15 protein-coding genes and 2 pseudogenes are annotated in these 15065 nt (G+C 42.3%); 10 read left to right on the top strand and 7 right to left on the bottom strand.

Annotated features, from left to right (window positions below):
- The first annotated feature begins 4 nt into the window (after positions 1-4).
- Entirely contained in the window at positions 5-1030 is a 1026-nt protein-coding gene (locus HWQ42_RS08170) for a mechanosensitive ion channel family protein (protein WP_292810879.1), read from the top strand.
- Positions 1031-1136: 106 nt separating this feature from the next.
- Here the strand turns inward: HWQ42_RS08170 and HWQ42_RS08175 are convergent, their stop codons facing one another.
- Positions 1137-1916, bottom strand: a complete 780-nt coding sequence (locus HWQ42_RS08175; RefSeq protein ID WP_292810881.1) for an MBL fold metallo-hydrolase — start codon at positions 1914-1916, stop codon at positions 1137-1139.
- A 113-nt stretch (positions 1917-2029) separates the two neighbouring features.
- Here HWQ42_RS08175 and HWQ42_RS08180 point away from each other — a divergent pair, with 113 nt between their 5' ends.
- The 4 genes and pseudogenes from HWQ42_RS08180 to HWQ42_RS08195 form a co-directional block, all read left to right on the top strand.
- Positions 2030-2467: a VOC family protein gene (locus tag HWQ42_RS08180; protein WP_292810883.1), complete on the top strand. Its 438-nt coding sequence runs from the start codon at positions 2030-2032 to the stop codon at positions 2465-2467.
- 274 nt (positions 2468-2741) lie between these two features.
- Positions 2742-3635 (top strand): alpha/beta fold hydrolase, encoded by an 894-nt coding sequence (locus HWQ42_RS08185; protein ID WP_292810886.1) that lies wholly within the window; start codon positions 2742-2744, stop codon positions 3633-3635.
- 128 nt (positions 3636-3763) lie between these two features.
- Entirely contained in the window at positions 3764-4822 is a 1059-nt protein-coding gene (locus tag HWQ42_RS08190) for a serine/threonine-protein kinase (RefSeq protein WP_292810909.1), read from the top strand.
- A 187-nt stretch (positions 4823-5009) separates the two neighbouring features.
- Positions 5010-5435 (top strand): annotated as a pseudogene (locus tag HWQ42_RS08195) (WD40 repeat domain-containing protein); the annotation flags it as partial.
- A gap of 53 nt (positions 5436-5488) precedes the next feature.
- On the opposite strand, the gene HWQ42_RS08200 reads toward HWQ42_RS08195, so the two are convergent.
- The 3 genes and pseudogenes from HWQ42_RS08200 to HWQ42_RS08210 form a co-directional block, all read right to left on the bottom strand.
- A complete protein-coding gene (locus HWQ42_RS08200; RefSeq protein WP_292810889.1) occupies positions 5489-5701 on the bottom strand; it encodes a hypothetical protein in 213 nt (70 codons plus the stop codon).
- Between the two features lie 162 nt (positions 5702-5863).
- Positions 5864-6001, bottom strand: coding sequence for a hypothetical protein (locus HWQ42_RS08205; protein WP_292810891.1), 138 nt, complete (start codon positions 5999-6001; stop codon positions 5864-5866).
- A 4-nt stretch (positions 6002-6005) separates the two neighbouring features.
- A pseudogene (locus tag HWQ42_RS08210) lies at positions 6006-6795 on the bottom strand (Uma2 family endonuclease).
- A 324-nt stretch (positions 6796-7119) separates the two neighbouring features.
- Here HWQ42_RS08210 and uvrA point away from each other — a divergent pair.
- The 3 genes from uvrA (at position 7120) to HWQ42_RS08225 (ending at position 10651) form a co-directional block, all read left to right on the top strand.
- Positions 7120-10008, top strand: coding sequence for an excinuclease ABC subunit UvrA (gene uvrA, locus HWQ42_RS08215; RefSeq protein WP_292810893.1), 2889 nt, complete (start codon positions 7120-7122; stop codon positions 10006-10008).
- A gap of 122 nt (positions 10009-10130) precedes the next feature.
- Positions 10131-10415: a DUF6883 domain-containing protein gene (locus HWQ42_RS35475; protein ID WP_334812946.1), complete on the top strand. Its 285-nt coding sequence runs from the start codon at positions 10131-10133 to the stop codon at positions 10413-10415.
- Between the two features lie 17 nt (positions 10416-10432).
- Complete coding sequence (locus HWQ42_RS08225; protein ID WP_251958844.1) at positions 10433-10651, top strand: DUF4926 domain-containing protein; 219 nt, start codon at positions 10433-10435, stop codon at positions 10649-10651.
- Positions 10652-10867: 216 nt separating this feature from the next.
- Here the strand turns inward: HWQ42_RS08225 and HWQ42_RS08230 are convergent, their stop codons facing one another.
- The 3 genes from HWQ42_RS08230 to HWQ42_RS08240 all read right to left on the bottom strand — a co-directional run bounded on the left by HWQ42_RS08230 (position 10868) and on the right by HWQ42_RS08240 (position 12610).
- Positions 10868-11350, bottom strand: a complete 483-nt coding sequence (locus HWQ42_RS08230; protein WP_292810899.1) for a hypothetical protein — start codon at positions 11348-11350, stop codon at positions 10868-10870.
- A 125-nt stretch (positions 11351-11475) separates the two neighbouring features.
- The gene (locus HWQ42_RS08235) at positions 11476-12033 is read right to left on the bottom strand and encodes a hypothetical protein (RefSeq protein ID WP_292810901.1); all 558 of its coding nucleotides are present in this window, start codon (positions 12031-12033) and stop codon (positions 11476-11478) included.
- A 124-nt stretch (positions 12034-12157) separates the two neighbouring features.
- Positions 12158-12610 (bottom strand): cupin domain-containing protein, encoded by a 453-nt coding sequence (locus tag HWQ42_RS08240; RefSeq protein ID WP_099104104.1) that lies wholly within the window; start codon positions 12608-12610, stop codon positions 12158-12160.
- A gap of 182 nt (positions 12611-12792) precedes the next feature.
- Between HWQ42_RS08240 and HWQ42_RS08245 the strand changes: the two genes are divergently transcribed.
- Together HWQ42_RS08245 and HWQ42_RS08250 are read left to right on the top strand one after the other, a co-directional pair.
- Positions 12793-14352: an ATP-binding protein gene (locus HWQ42_RS08245; protein ID WP_292810904.1), complete on the top strand. Its 1560-nt coding sequence runs from the start codon at positions 12793-12795 to the stop codon at positions 14350-14352.
- Between the two features lie 106 nt (positions 14353-14458).
- Positions 14459-14833: a response regulator gene (locus HWQ42_RS08250; protein WP_292810907.1), complete on the top strand. Its 375-nt coding sequence runs from the start codon at positions 14459-14461 to the stop codon at positions 14831-14833.
- Positions 14834-15065: the final 232 nt, after the last annotated feature.

Genomic DNA, 15065 nt, shown 5'->3' on the forward strand with positions numbered 1-15065 from the left:
TGATATGATGGAATGGATTACACCGATTACATTTATTCTAGCTGGCTTACTGGCTGGAATAATTGGTGAAAAAGTTATCTTCAAAAAGCTGGAAATATTCGTTAATAATAAACGAATTGCCGGGGGTAATATTATATTTCACTCTCTGCACCGCATGACATTTATTTGGTTTGTCATTGCCGGTTTTTTTTGGGCAGTTCTGAGCGCACCCTTGAAACCAGATATTGCGATCGTACTGCAAAAAGTTTTGACGATCGCACTGCTATATTCAGTAACTCTAGTTTTAGCCAGATTGACTGCTGGTTTTGTAAATTTATTTATTCGCAGAGCAGAAGGGGTTCCCACATCACTAATTTCTAACCTGGCTAAAATTACTGTTTTAGTTTTGGGAACATTAATCATATTGCAAACAGTGGGTGTTCAGATTACACCGATAATCACGACTTTAGGGATTGGTGGTCTGGCAGTTGGTTTGGCACTTCAAGATACCTTAGCAAATTTGTTTTCTGGCTTTTACTTAATTATTTCTAAGCAAGTTAGAACCGGAGACTATGTAAAATTAGATGCTGGACATGAGGGATATGTTATAGATATTTCTTGGCGGAATACGACCATTAAAGAAATTTCCAACAATATAGTCATTGTTCCTAATTCCAAATTGTCTTCTGCAATTTTTACCAACTATCATTTACCTGCAAAGGAAATTACTTTAACAATGGATGTGGGTGTCAGTTATGATAGCGATTTAGAACAAGTTGAAAAAGTGACTGTAGAAGTAGCTAAAGAAGTCATGCAAGAAATTGCACCGGAATTAAAAGATAGTGAACCATATATCAGATTTCATACTTTTAATGATTTTAGTATAGATTTTACGCTTTATATGCGCGTCAGTGAATACTTCGATCAGCGAATTGGTAAACATCTATTTGTCAAAAAATTACACAAACGCTATCAGCAAGCAGGAATTCAAATTCCTTTTCCGATTAGAAAAGTGTATATGCAAGATAATTCCGCTATGGAACAAAATTAGCTCTGGCGACTAGAAGTCGCGGCTACACAGGCAAAACCCGCCTGCGCGGGTTGAAAACCTTGATTCTAATCGCTAGAGCTAAATGCAAGACTTGAGCTTATATAACTTAGATTGCTAATGCTCGTTTTTCTAATGGTAGTTCAAAGCGATCGCCTGGTTTTGGTTCAAGTACCTGCGTCGCCAGATTGTTTTTCTCAAGTAAGGAGCGAAACTCTTCAGCAGTTCCTTTAGTCTGAATCAATTTCATCAGCAATCCTTCAAACGCCACATCTCCACCAGCCGCCGTAGGTATTATTACTTGAGGCTGTAAGGATTTTACTACTTCTAAAGCACTATTTTGTCCTTTAATAATCGACCCAAGCAAAGGTAACGTCATATCGATAAACGGCGTAATCACTACATCGATAGGTGCAGATTGCTGAAGTTGTGGAGAATGATGGCCGTGAGGCTCGTAGTATACAGTTAAACCACTCGCCAATTCTTTGAGGAGATAACTATTTTCTACCAAAGTGGGGCCAATGGGAGAACCTGGGAAAGCCTTGATTTCAATTTGATTATTTAAAGTGAAAGTTTCACCATGAGCCAATACTGTTACTTGGGTATAACCTAACTGCTGTACAACTTTGGCAGCATTGGGAGAAGCTACAACCTTGATGCTGTGGTCGAGTACCTGAAGCGTTGGTGGGTGAGCGTGGTCTTCTAAACCCTGAGACAGCAGAATCAAATCAATGTTATCTGGGATTGGGCGATTTTGCGATCGCGAACCTTTGAATAACCAATCCAAATTACTGAAAATTAAGGAACCAACTAGCCAAGGGTCAATTAATATTCGTTTCCCGCCGATTTCCAGCAGCCAAGAGTTGCTGTCGAACCAAGTTAAAAACATAAATTTTGTGAAGATAACGCCTACCTTCATTATCAATGGTGTCACCTTTCTTAGTAAGCACTCAGTCCAATACTTACATTCGTGCGGTCAAGTCTACATACGGAGTTATTTTAATGTCCGATCTTGGTTTCACTCACATTGCACTTGCAGTCAGTGATGTTGATGCAAGTATTTCATTTTATGCAAAGTATGCCCAGATGACAGTCGTGCATCATCGCATTGATCGAGCGACTCAATCAGATGTTGCTTGGATTAGTGACTTGACTAGACCTTTTGTGATTGTGTTAATTAAAGCAGCTAAAGTAGAAGGCGCACTTTTACCCCAATCCCATCTTGGGGTAGCTTATCAGAATCGCGGGGAAATCGATCGCCTCTGCAATGAGGCACGCGCTGAGGGAATACTGCTGGATGGGCCAAATGACTGGGGTCATCCGGTTGGTTACTGGGCTTTTATTCGAGACCCAGATGGTCATACATTAGAAATTTCCTATGGTCAGGAAATTAGTTTTACAGTTGAGCAAGCTAGAGACGCAATTAATCGCGTCTCTTAAAAAAATTGGTGTTACTTTTTGCCACGTGTGCGTCCACCTTCATTGTTACTACCACCGTGAGGAGAGAATTACCTGGGTTACAGCTTTCAGCAGTGAGTGCTGAGTTATGACGTTATGAGTTAAGAGTTATCAGTTCAGGAGTTCTGAATGTGATTATTGCTTTTTTACTCAGCACGGGCTAAACGCCTCGCTACTGCTAACAGCACTCGTTACTCAGCACTATTCGGTCAGAGAACATTACTATATTTGAAGAAACACTTTATGAATCTTATTAATGACTGTAACTACACAACAGCTTCCAACTCAAGACGCCTTTGAAAAATTCATTTGGAATTGGCAGGGCTACAAAATTCAGTACACTGTCATGGGTACAGGACGCCCTTTGGTACTGGTTCACGGCTTTGGCGCTTCCATTGGACACTGGCGTAAAAATATCCCAGTTTTAGCTGATGCTGGCTACCAGGTATTTGCCGTAGACCTTTTGGGTTTTGGTGGTTCTGATAAAGCACCTATTGATTACAGTGTGGAAGTTTGGGTGGAACTGTTGAAAGATTTTTGCACAGCACACATCCAAGAACCTGCTGTATTTATTGGCAACTCCATTGGCGCACTTTTGAGCTTGATTGTACTGGTAGAACATCCAGAAATTGCTGCTGGTGGTATTTTAATTAACTCTGCGGGTGGGTTGAGTCATCGTCCTCACGAATTGAACCCGCCGCTACGGATGGTGATGGCAGCTTTTAATCGGTTTGTGCGATCGCCAATTACAGGTACATTTGTCTATAACCGCATCCGCCAAAAAGCCCAGATTCGCCGCACCCTCTACCAAGTTTACAAAAACCGTGAAGCCGTCACCGATGAATTAGTCGATTTACTTTATACACCCTCTTGCGACCCAGGAGCGCAACAAGTCTTCGCATCTATACTCACAGCCCCTCCTGGCCCTAGCCCAGAGGAACTTTTGCCCAAAGTAGAACGTCCTTTATTAGTAATTTGGGGTGCTGACGACCCTTGGACACCAATTACCGGGGCCAAGATTTACGAAAAGGCGCGGGAGAATGGCAAAGAAATCAAAATTGTTCCCATTCCCAATGCCGGTCATTGTCCTCACGATGAGGTTCCAGATGTTGTCAATGCCCAGATTGTCGATTGGCTAGCGCAAAGGTAATAATTTTGCCTTTCTGCCGATATGTCTTAGCCCAAGCAAGGTAAAAATGGGGCTAACAATCTGGGTGAGTGAATCTTAATCTTTTAATTGCGCCTTGACATAATCAAACTCGTATGGTGTGTGAAGAAATGGAGCTTGATGTGCGTAATGGAGATAAAGGGGTAATTCCCTTAAATCACCATCCAGATTTTTCAGAACTTGGCTATCAAGTCATCAGCGAACTAGGACGCAACCGAGAAGGGGGACGGATTACTTATCTAGCTAATGTTTCCAAATCTAATCAACAGGTGGTAATTAAAGAGTTTTGTTTTGCTCGTGCAGGTGCTGATTTATCAGGTGTAAAAGCATATCAGCGCGAAATAGAAATCTTGCAACAACTCAATCATCCCCGCATTCCTCGTTATCTAGATTCCTTTGAAATGCCGGGGGCTTTTTATCTGGTACAAGAATATAAAAATGCCCCATCTTTGGGATTAAAACGCAGCTTTCATGCTGAAGAAATTAAGCAAATTGCTCTGTCAATCTTAGAAATTTTGGTTTATCTGCAAAAGCAAGTTCCGTCAATTATTCATCGGGATATTAAGCCAGAGAATATTTTGGTTGATGAAGAACTGAATGCTTACTTGGTGGATTTTGGATTGGCTAGAATACAGGGTGCGAAAGTAGCTCTGAGCAGCTTTATAGCAGGAACTCCAGGTTTTATGCCACCAGAGGAACAGTTTGGTCATTCTCTGACTGAGGCATCAGATTTATATAGTTTAGGAGCAACGTTGATTTGCTTACTTACTAATACCCGTTCTGTTGAGATTGGCAAATTAATTGATGATAACTATCGCTTTAATTTCCAGCAATTAGTTCCTCCAATCAGTCCGCGTTTCCGGTGGTGGTTGATGAAAATGGTGGAACGTAATCGAAAACGCCGCTATGCTAATGCGGCTATTGCTTTAAAAGCACTTGGGACAATTGAGGTTGTTGGTAGTGCGACTGGCATAGATACTTTCATCAGTACAATCAAATCTAGAAAACGAGCTACTTTGTTGGGACTAGCTACTATTGTTATACTGGCTGCGGTTGCGGGAACTTTGATAAGTTATCAGTCTGGTAATACGGTTAGGCAATTGTCGGAAGCTAGAGAATGTCAAAGCTTTGATTTAAGCTCAGATTGCCAAGAAAAATTCGGAAATTAAGATTAATTAGGTTGCATCTGGCTAAGGATTACAGCGGTTTTCAATTGAATAGACTACACGCGTAGGGGCACAATATATTGTGCCCCTAAAATTATGTGTATTCCATGCTTGTGAAAATTGCTGGAATTTGCATGAGTATCAAATACTCGTTAACAGAGTTCAAAAGCTCATTAATGGAGCTAAAAGACTCATTACCGTCGTCTTCAGCCCGGATGGCAAAACTTTAGCTTCCGCCAGTGCTGACAACACCATCAAATTGTGGAATCGGGACACGGGTAAAGAAATTTCCACCCTGAGTGGGCATAGCGATTCGGTCTTCAGCGTCGTCTTCAGCCCGGATGGCAAAACTTTAGCTTCCGCCAGTGCTGACAACAGTATCAAATTGTGGAATCGGGACACGGGTAAACTCATTTCCACCCTGGAAGGTCATGGCAGTTGGGTCAATAGTGTGGTGTTCAGCTCCGACGGCAAAACCTTAGCCTCCGCCAGTTTTGACAAGACAATCAAACTGTGGAATTTAGATATTGATGATTTACTGGCACAGGGTTGTAGTTGGCTTAAGGATTATTTGGCTAGCCATCCTGATGCGGTTAAGGTGTGTCCGAGGCGGTAAGGAGATGAGGGAGATGTGGTTCGACTTCGCTCACTAACCGGGGGATGAGGGAGTTATGCCGAGTTAATATTCAAAAACAGCGATCGCTCACTAAAAAAGAAATGCGTAGTCCAAGCCCATCGAAGATATCGCAGTTTAGAACTCGTGGTGTCCAAATCTCCATCTAATTTTTGTAGTGATTCTAAGCTTAAATGTAGAGCCAAAGGCGATCGCTTGATAACGAAAGGACAAAATTCAAGTTCTGAACTCGGTGTTTCAAGTTCCAAACACGAATGGCCGAGCAAAAAGGTCGAACTTCCGAGTTCTGAACACGAATGGCCGAGCAAAAAGGTGAAAGTTCCGAGTTCTGAACACGAATGGCCGAGCAAAAAGGTCGAACTTCCGAGTTCCGAACACGAATGGCCGAGCAAAAAGGTCGAACTTCCGAGTTAAACCTCCGGTTCTACCCCCAGCGCTTTTAATTGAGCGGCCAATCTCTCTGCACGTTGCCGTTCTTTTGCTGCTAACTCCAAACCCCACAATAATAATTCACCATTGTCATCCCACCAACTTAAAAAATTGCACACGGCGTTACTCCTGAGCAAGGGTTCGCACTTCTTCCACTGACAATCCCAAAGCTTGGGCAATCTGTTCGATGCTCAAATTCATTTGCAATAATCGGGGTATGGCATCTCTTCTGGCTTGTTCTGCAAGTTCTGCCCGTTGTCGTTCTTGTTCTGCTCGTTGGTGTTATTGTTCAGCCCGTTGCCGTTCTTGTTCGGCGTTGCGAGAAATTTCTATATAAGTTAAAAACCTTTCTCCATCAGGGCGATATAACTGTAAACCCTCTGATGATGGAGCAAACCTAATTTTTAACCGAGGACTCACCCAATGTTCCATTTGGGGGATGACATCTAAACCGTCTTCGCTACGCAACCATCCACGCAAATTATTGCGATCGGGATCGTAAATGTAATACTCTTCCACGCCATAGCGGTCATAGAAAAGTAATTTCTTGTCCATTTCAGTTTGGGTGTTGCTGGGAGAAAGAATTTCAAACACCACTTGCGGTGCAATTCCCTCCTCTTTCCATTGTTGGTAGCATAAGCGATGTCTACGACGGGCTACGCCTACGCCCTTTGGTCTACCTAATACCACCCATCACATCTGGGGCGTTAACAATTTTGTTGCGTCCCTCTACCGGATACCAAAATAAATCCCCGGCGACAAATACATTTGGATCGTCAGCAAATAGCCAATCTAGATTCTGCTTAATTTCTACAATCCAGCCAAACTGTATGGTACTGTTAGCAATTGGTTGCCCGTCACTATCTGGGTAGATGACCTCTGGCTGGGTCGGCGGTTGGATTTGCGATACCATAGCTTCGCCCTCAGAAGGATATTTAATCGGGATGCTTCCAAATTAGCAGACTCTTAAGGAACGCCGTGTGCAACTTTATCTCAGACCTAACCCCCAACCCCTTCCCTACAAGGGAAGGGGAGCAAGAATCAAAGCCTCTCCCCCTGTGGGAGAGAGGAATGGAAGTGGGGTTCTAAGGATAAGTTGCACATCGCGTTAAGGATGTCTGCGGCATGAATCTGGAATGATAACTAATTAAAACAGTACGATTGTTCTACTATAAACTAATTAAAGATAGTATTATTAAGGACTGTTTCATAAGAAACTCCTTCTTCGCCGCCCAATATGTCAGACCAACAGCTAGCAGCATCCTTGAATGGACATCTTCCGTACCCCAGCCACAACAGCCAGAATACCATTCGGATTCGGGGTGCTAGGCAGCATAATCTGAAAAATATTGACTTGGAATTGCCACGCGATCGCCTAATCGTATTCACTGGCGTTTCTGGCTCTGGTAAGTCTTCCCTGGCATTTGATACGATTTTCGCTGAAGGGCAACGTCGCTATGTGGAATCCCTCAGCGCCTACGCACGGCAATTTTTAGGACAACTGGATAAGCCGGATGTGGAAGCCATTGAAGGCTTAAGTCCAGCAATTTCTATTGACCAAAAATCAACGTCTCATAACCCCCGTTCTACAGTCGGTACGGTGACAGAGATTTACGACTATTTGCGGCTGTTGTTTGGTCGAGCTGGCGAACCCCATTGTCCGATATGCGATCGCTGTATTGCCCCCCAGACAATCGATGAGATGTGCGATCGCATCATGGAATTACCAGATCGCACCCGCTTCCAAATTCTTGCACCCGTTGTCCGGGGTAAAAAAGGCACACATCGTAAGCTTTTGTCAAGTCTGGCATCTCAAGGTTTTGTCCGTGTGCGGATCAATGGCGAGATCCGCGAACTGTCAGATTCCATTGAATTGGATAAAAACTTTACCCACACCATCGAAGTGGTAATTGACCGCTTGGTGAAAAAGGCTGATATTCAGGAACGTTTGGTTGATTCTCTGTCTACGTGTCTCAAGCAATCGGGTGGGATTGCGGCCATTCTGGTGAGTCTGCTTGGTGACGACGGACAAGAAAAAGAAGAAGAATTAGTATTTTCGGAAAATTTTGCCTGTCCAGAACATGGTGCGGTAATGGAGGAACTATCACCGCGATTGTTCTCCTTTAACTCGCCTTATGGTGCTTGTCCGCACTGTCATGGCATCGGGACTTTAAGGAGATTTGCGCCTGATTTGATCGTACCCGACTGGGAAGCGCCAGTTTATGCCGCGATCGCGCCTTGGTCAGAAAAAGATAATTCTTATTACTTGGAATTACTCTATAGCGTCGGACAGATTTATGGGTTTGAGTTACAAACAAATTGGAGCAAGCTGACAGAAGAACAGCAGCAAATTATTTTGTTTGGCGAGAAAGATGAACGAGCCGCAGAAGCACAAAGGAAGCAGAGTTTTAAAGGTGCTATCCCAATTTTGCAACGGCAATATGAAGGTGGTTCTGAACTAATTAAGCAAAAATTAGAGCAGTATTTAATCGATCAACCGTGTGAAGTTTGTAAGGGTAAACGGTTAAAACCGGAAGCGTTGGCGGTGAAGTTAGGACAATATGGAATTTTAGAATTGACTACCGTATCAATTCGGGATTGTCGGGAGAGAATTGAGCAATTTAAGTTGAGCGATCGCCAGTTACAAATTGCTGATTTAGTCCTGAGAGAAATCAAAGCCAGATTGCAATTTTTGTTAGATGTAGGTTTAGATTACCTCACCCTTGACCGTCCCGCCATGACCCTTTCCGGTGGCGAAGCCCAACGAATTCGTCTAGCAACGCAAATTGGTTCTGGATTAACAGGAGTTCTCTACGTTTTAGATGAACCAAGTATTGGTTTGCATCAACGAGATAATGGTAGATTGCTCAAAACCTTAACGAAATTGCGCGATTTGGGTAATACATTAATTGTCGTTGAACACGATGAAGAAACAATTCGTGCAGCCAACCACATTGTTGATATTGGCCCTGGTGCAGGAATTCACGGCGGAAATATAATCGCCCAAGGTGATTTTCAGACGTTATTAGCAGCAGAAGATTCCTTAACGGGTGCATATTTATCAGGAAGGCGAGTAATTACCACACCAGCAGAACGCCGAGAAGGAAATGGGCGCAGTTTGGGAATTAAAAATGCCCATCGCAACAATTTACAGAATATAGATGTAGACATTCCATTAGGTAAACTCGTCTCCATTACTGGTGTGTCTGGTTCTGGAAAATCTACCCTGATTAATGAATTACTGTACCCATCTCTGCAACACCATTTAACTAAGAAAGTTCCCTTACCCAGACATTTGGATAAGATTCAAGGATTAAATGCGATTGATAAAGCGATCGTTATCGATCAATCTCCTATTGGACGCACGCCACGTTCAAACCCTGCAACTTACACAGGAATTTTCGATGCGATTCGAGATGTATTTTCCCAAACAGTAGAAGCCAAAGCCAGAGGTTACAAACCTGGACAATTTTCCTTCAACGTTAAAGGTGGACGTTGCGAAGCTTGTAGCGGACAGGGTGTGAATGTTATTGAAATGAACTTTCTCCCTGATGTTTACGTACAATGCGAAATTTGTAAAGGTGCAAGATACAACCGCGAAACTTTGCAGGTGAAGTACAAAGATAAGTCAATTTCTGATGTTCTCAGAATGACAGTTGAGGAAAGCTTAGACTTTTTCCAGAATATCCCCAAAGCGATCGCGCGTTTGCAAACTTTATTTGATGTCGGGTTGGGTTATGTCCAACTAGGACAACCTGCGACTACTTTATCTGGTGGTGAAGCGCAACGGGTAAAATTGGCAACAGAACTATCTCGACGCGCCACAGGTAAGACACTTTATTTAATCGATGAACCGACGACAGGGTTATCTTTTTACGATGTCCACAAATTATTAGATGTATTACAAAGATTGGTAGATAAAGGCAATTCAATATTAGTAATTGAACACAACTTAGATGTAATTCGCTGTTCAGACTGGGTGATAGATTTGGGGCCAGAAGGTGGCGACAAAGGGGGGGAATTAATTGCTGTGGGTACACCGGAGGAAGTTGCAAAAAATCCCAGGTCTTATACTGGGCAATATTTAAAGCAGGTGTTGAAACAGTATCCGGCGGTGAAATCTTAGTCTTTTGCAATTAGGGTACATTGCATAAAGGTCATATCCAGGTCAAAAAAGCGGAGAAGGTTGTAGCAAAAGTATTATGAAACTTCCTAACCGTGTAATGCGCTATCGTTGAAATAGATAAAATCGCGGGTTACTGTCTCAACCCCCATCCACAAGGAAAACACAAAGCCCGTGTATTTAAATCTGCACTAGGCTTAAATTTAGATGATGCAGAAGAATTACAAGTGATCCTTTTACAAGCAGTAGCAAATTATGATGCTATCCCTGGTAAAAGGAATCCATACGGTCAAAAATATATCATTGATTTTCCCCTGAATCGTTCAGATAAACAAGCAATTATTCAAAGCGTTTGGATAGTGCGTAATAATGAAGGCTTCCCCCGCCTAGTCACCTGTTATGTAATCTAAGCAATGAGGTAATACCAATGAAATTATTAGATGTGGTTGCCCTAACTGAAGACTTACCAGAATTGGGATTGCATCGCGGTCAAGTAGGAACGATTGTAGAAGAATATGAACCTGGAGTTTTTGAAGTAGAATTCAGCGACTTAACAGGAAAAGCTTATGCCGTAGAAACTTTAAATGCTAGCCAGCTAATGACTTTATATCATCAACCAATTGGTGGGAAAACATTATTAGTTTAACTGCCCTCCCTACGGTACTTTTGAGGTCGGTTCAACACCCACAGGGAAAAGAAAATCAACAAATAAACAAACTTGCATCAACATGAAAAAACTTTCCCAAAGCATCAGTTTGTTTTTGAGTGACTTATAGTCGACAAAATCCCCAACTTGTTTGATCAGTTGAGGATCTGCGGTTTGCAATTCTTACAAATAAAATAGGATTGCAATAAATATTTATCAAGTTGTGGCTAAAGCTGGTTCTACCAAAAAATATTTCAGATTTTCTTGCTGGGTGGCAAATTTCAAATATTGAGATGCCATTTCTGGTGTTAGTAATTCAATCATTAACCTGTTTTCCACCCAGAACTCAATCACATCAAAGAAAGAATCGCGGTTACAGCGCACTACACGCCAACCTTCACGAATACCGATTTCTTCAATTTCTTGCTGACTAATGGGTACAGAAATAGCTGCATGAATATCTGTATATCTGGAAGTAATAGCAGTATGTACAAATACGCATTCTTCATCACCTTCACCAGGTTCTATTTGAGAACCTAAAGGATAAAGTTCAATGGCTGTGCCGTATTCATCAAAAGGTATAACCATATAACTTCCTGGGTTAGGAGGAAAGGGAACAGCTGGCGCTTTTAAGATTTCCGCCAAAACTTGAGCAACATGGCTAGGGTTTCTAACAGCAATTGAAATATGGTGAATCATAGAATAACCTCAGTTCGATATTTTGTAGATTAGAAAACAATCGGGTAGAACTAGGGGAGGTAGGGGAGAGAAAAAATTCTTAACCTCAGCGTATTGGGTTTTATACAAATTGAATGCTCATTAGCTTACTGAGGTCGTCCATAATGAGCGCGACCCTGACCATCGGCAGTCTCAAGTACTAAAACTTGCTGCCCGTAATCATTCGTCTCAATCGACCACTGGTAAGTCTCAGGCTTTGCTGTATTGCGGCTAGAGTAGGTGCGCACGCTATTGCAGATTTGCCCTTTAGATGTGCTGTCGCTGGGTTGAAAAGTAAGGCGTTGAGCCTTAATCTTAACTTTGCCTTTTTCCTCTATGAAGAGATTGGACGCACAGTTGTAGGTGTTGATTTGAATCAGCCTATTTCGCTTGTAGTTTCCATTAGATGCAAGTTGGAATTGGTCGCTAGAGCCGTTTGGGGCTGCTGACTGACCTGTGTAACTGTCTTGGTATTGGATGGACGAGATTCGGCCATATCGCCACTCGCCTTGGAGTTCAGCAGGCACTCCAGTATCGTTACCCGCCTGACTCGCGCTTGGGTAAAAAACAAGGCTAGCGGTGAAACCCAAACTCACGGCAGTAGCAGCGAAAAAGCGGACAGTTTTTGGTATGGAATAGAGTTGCTTGTTGGTTATTGAGTACATGGAATTTTTGGAGAAATAGATTTATTTATCAACGAAAGCGATTTACAACGCGAACTCTGCGTGTTTATATATCGTCCCAATAGGGGCACACAAATGTGCGCCCAAATCCACCCAAACTAAAATTTCATGCAATAAACTGCAATCCATATTTGTTCAAAACAGGCTGTACTTGTTCCATATTTAGCGATGTACTATTTGCTACTTGACCCATTTCTTCATAAAACTTTTTCGCGCCCTTGGGTGAAATTAAAACCAGAAATTTCGCAATAGCAGAACGAATCTTAAAGCCGTGTGGTGTATTGTGAGGGATGTTAACGAAAAAGCCTGGTGACGCCAAAATTGTTTCTGTACCAATTTGGATATCTAGTTCACCTTCTAGAATATAAAACGCCTCTTCCCAAGGGTGAGTATGAAGTGGTGGGCCATTTTCCTCTGTATCTGTAATTTCATAAATTGTCCACGCTTGATTAGTCTCTTCTCCGGTTACTTTTGTTGTGAACTGTGCACCAATAACTGAAAATTGATTCCCTTCTCCTGATGCAAGAATAGTTGGTTTACGCATGGTTGCATTTTGCATACAAGTTACTCCTTGTTGTGTAATTTAGTAAGTGATTTACAAACTTGATTTGATGTTTTTAATATTAGAAATTAATCGGGGAGAACTAGGGTAGATAAATGGGTAACTGCTATTTTTTCTGTAACTGATTATTAAGACATTGAACTAAGGTTAAAATCTCTAGAAACAATTAGTAGCCTATTGTGGCTAAAGTCGATATTGCCATGCCTAAAGAGTCAGTCAACTTTCCCAAAGCAGACATACTGGTGATTGATGACACGCCAGAAAACCTGAATCTTCTATCTGCCATGCTGACGGAACAGGGGTATAAAGTTAGGAGTGTTACTAAAGGTTCTACAGGTTTACGGGGAGCAAATGCAGTTCCCCCCGACTTGATTTTGCTGGATGTGAATATGCCTGAGATGAATGGCTATGAAGTCTGCCAACACCTAAAGGCAAACGATCGCACCCGTGAAATTCCGGTAATTTTTATCAGCGCTTTGGGTGATGTGCTAGATAAGGTAAAAGCTTTTACAGTTGGTGGGGTGGACTACATCACTAAGCCTTTCCAGCTAGAAGAGGTTTTAGCACGAATTGAAAATCATTTGACCATTTGGAAACTGCAACGACAACTCCAAGCCCAAAATGAGCGGTTGCAGCAGGAAATTTCTGAACGCGCCAAAGCAGAAGAGAAGTTCGCTAAAGTTTTTCGCTCTAGTCCCAACCCAATTGCGATCACTACAGTTTCCGAAGCTCGTTTTATTGATGTTAATCCCAGCTTCTTGAAGATGAGCGGCTACTGTTTAGAGGAAGTAATTGGAGATACTGCTACCGGATTGAATTTAGGTAAAAACACAGCCGCGATCGCTCAAACAATTCAACTTCTGCCGGAAACTGGCTCACTGTATAATCTAGAATTTGAATTTTCTACTAAATCTGGAGAACTCAAAACCATACTGATATCTCTCGAATTAATTGACTTAGGTGGAGTACCATGTGCTTTATTAATTGCCAATGACATCACAGAACGCAAACGTTTAGAAAACGAATTTATCTCTTTAGTCAGTCATGAGTTGCGTACACCTTTAACTTCCACAATGGGAGCATTAGATTTATTGAGTTCAGGACAACTGGGAACTCTGAATGAACAGGGGCAAAAAGTCCTGAGCATTGCCACCACTAATACCGAACGCCTGATTCGTTTAGTGAACGATATTCTCGATTTAGAGCGGATGAAATCGGGCAAAATCTTCACACGGAAGGCGAAGTGCAACGCCGCAGACTTGCTAATTACGGCAACGGAAGCAATGCAAGCAATGGCGGATAAATTACAAGTTCGACTAATTATAAATCCCGTAGCAGTAGAACTTTGGGCAGATCCCGATCGCCTTCTGCAAACCCTCACCAATTTACTGAGCAACGCGATTAAGTTTTCTGAACCAGGTGACACTGTTTGGATAAGTGCCACTCTCTCAGAATCCAGAGGCGTTGAGTCTGAAGAAAATCAGCCTTCATCACCCAACTTTCTTTTAATTACGATCCAAGATAAAGGGCGAGGAATTCCTGAAGATAAATTGCAAATAATCTTCGAGCGTTTTCAGCAGGTAGACGCATCTGACTCCCGCAACAAAGGAGGAACAGGTTTAGGACTTGCTATTTGCCGAGATATCATACAGCAACATGATGGTAAAATCTGGGTTCAGAGCATTTTAGGCAAAGGTAGTACCTTTTATGTACTGTTACCTTTAACAGACTCTCAATAACAGCTTTTAATTACCCAAATCTCCCCTACTTCTGCCCGATTGCATTCTAAAATAGCTGAAGACTAATCAAGCTAATCAGCATCACATATCATCTGAGAGTGACAATATGAGCAGAAATATCTTGATTGTTGATGATGAAGAAGATGTGCAGGCGATCGCAAAATTGGGATTAGAAATGGGTGCTGGTTGGAACGTATTGACTGCTTGTTCTGGTCGGGAAGCGTTGAATATAGCTGCCAACTCTAAGCTTGATGTCATTTTACTAGATATGATGATGCCTGATATGGATGGGCGTGCCACTCTACAACAACTGAAGGCTAACCCCGTCACTAATTCAATTCCCGTAATTTTACTAACTGCCAAAGTCCAGGAGTCCGATCAAGAAAGCTTTACTGGCTTAGATGTAGCTGCTGTCTTTGCCAAGCCTTTCCGTCCCTTGAAACTAGCAACACAAATCAGTGAAGCATTAGGCTGGAACTGATTTTTTTGGTGGTTACAGCAAATTTTGCTCTATATATCTATATGTTATTACTGCTTTTCTGATTCGCATTGACAGAGAAGTGGACAAACGTGGGTACGAAACGATTGGGCGTTGGATACCATCTGTCAGATTGAGCCTCAAACGAATTGATCTATAAATAATTTACGCTCCGGGAAAGCGATCGCCGCGGCCAATATCCTCCAACAACCAGCTACGCAACAGAGGATCTAAA

This window comes from Nostoc sp. JL23, from assembly GCF_017115065.1.
Classification (GTDB): domain Bacteria; phylum Cyanobacteriota; class Cyanobacteriia; order Cyanobacteriales; family Nostocaceae; genus Nostoc; species Nostoc punctiforme_A.

What these genes read in the sequence shown, in the direction of transcription:
- HWQ42_RS08170 (WP_292810879.1), top strand. Translation starts at nt 5, where the DNA reads ATGATGGAATGGATTACACCGATTACATTTATTCTAGCTGGCTTACTG.
- HWQ42_RS08175 (WP_292810881.1), bottom strand. Translation starts at nt 1,916, where the DNA reads ATGTTTTTAACTTGGTTCGACAGCAACTCTTGGCTGCTGGAAATCGGC.
- HWQ42_RS08180 (WP_292810883.1), top strand. Translation starts at nt 2,030, where the DNA reads ATGTCCGATCTTGGTTTCACTCACATTGCACTTGCAGTCAGTGATGTT.
- HWQ42_RS08185 (WP_292810886.1), top strand. Translation starts at nt 2,742, where the DNA reads ATGACTGTAACTACACAACAGCTTCCAACTCAAGACGCCTTTGAAAAA.
- HWQ42_RS08190 (WP_292810909.1), top strand. Translation starts at nt 3,764, where the DNA reads ATGGAGCTTGATGTGCGTAATGGAGATAAAGGGGTAATTCCCTTAAAT.
- uvrA (WP_292810893.1), top strand. Translation starts at nt 7,120, where the DNA reads ATGTCAGACCAACAGCTAGCAGCATCCTTGAATGGACATCTTCCGTAC.
- HWQ42_RS08225 (WP_251958844.1), top strand. Translation starts at nt 10,433, where the DNA reads ATGAAATTATTAGATGTGGTTGCCCTAACTGAAGACTTACCAGAATTG.
- HWQ42_RS08230 (WP_292810899.1), bottom strand. Translation starts at nt 11,350, where the DNA reads ATGATTCACCATATTTCAATTGCTGTTAGAAACCCTAGCCATGTTGCT.
- HWQ42_RS08235 (WP_292810901.1), bottom strand. Translation starts at nt 12,033, where the DNA reads ATGTACTCAATAACCAACAAGCAACTCTATTCCATACCAAAAACTGTC.
- HWQ42_RS08240 (WP_099104104.1), bottom strand. Translation starts at nt 12,610, where the DNA reads ATGCAAAATGCAACCATGCGTAAACCAACTATTCTTGCATCAGGAGAA.
- HWQ42_RS08250 (WP_292810907.1), top strand. Translation starts at nt 14,459, where the DNA reads ATGAGCAGAAATATCTTGATTGTTGATGATGAAGAAGATGTGCAGGCG.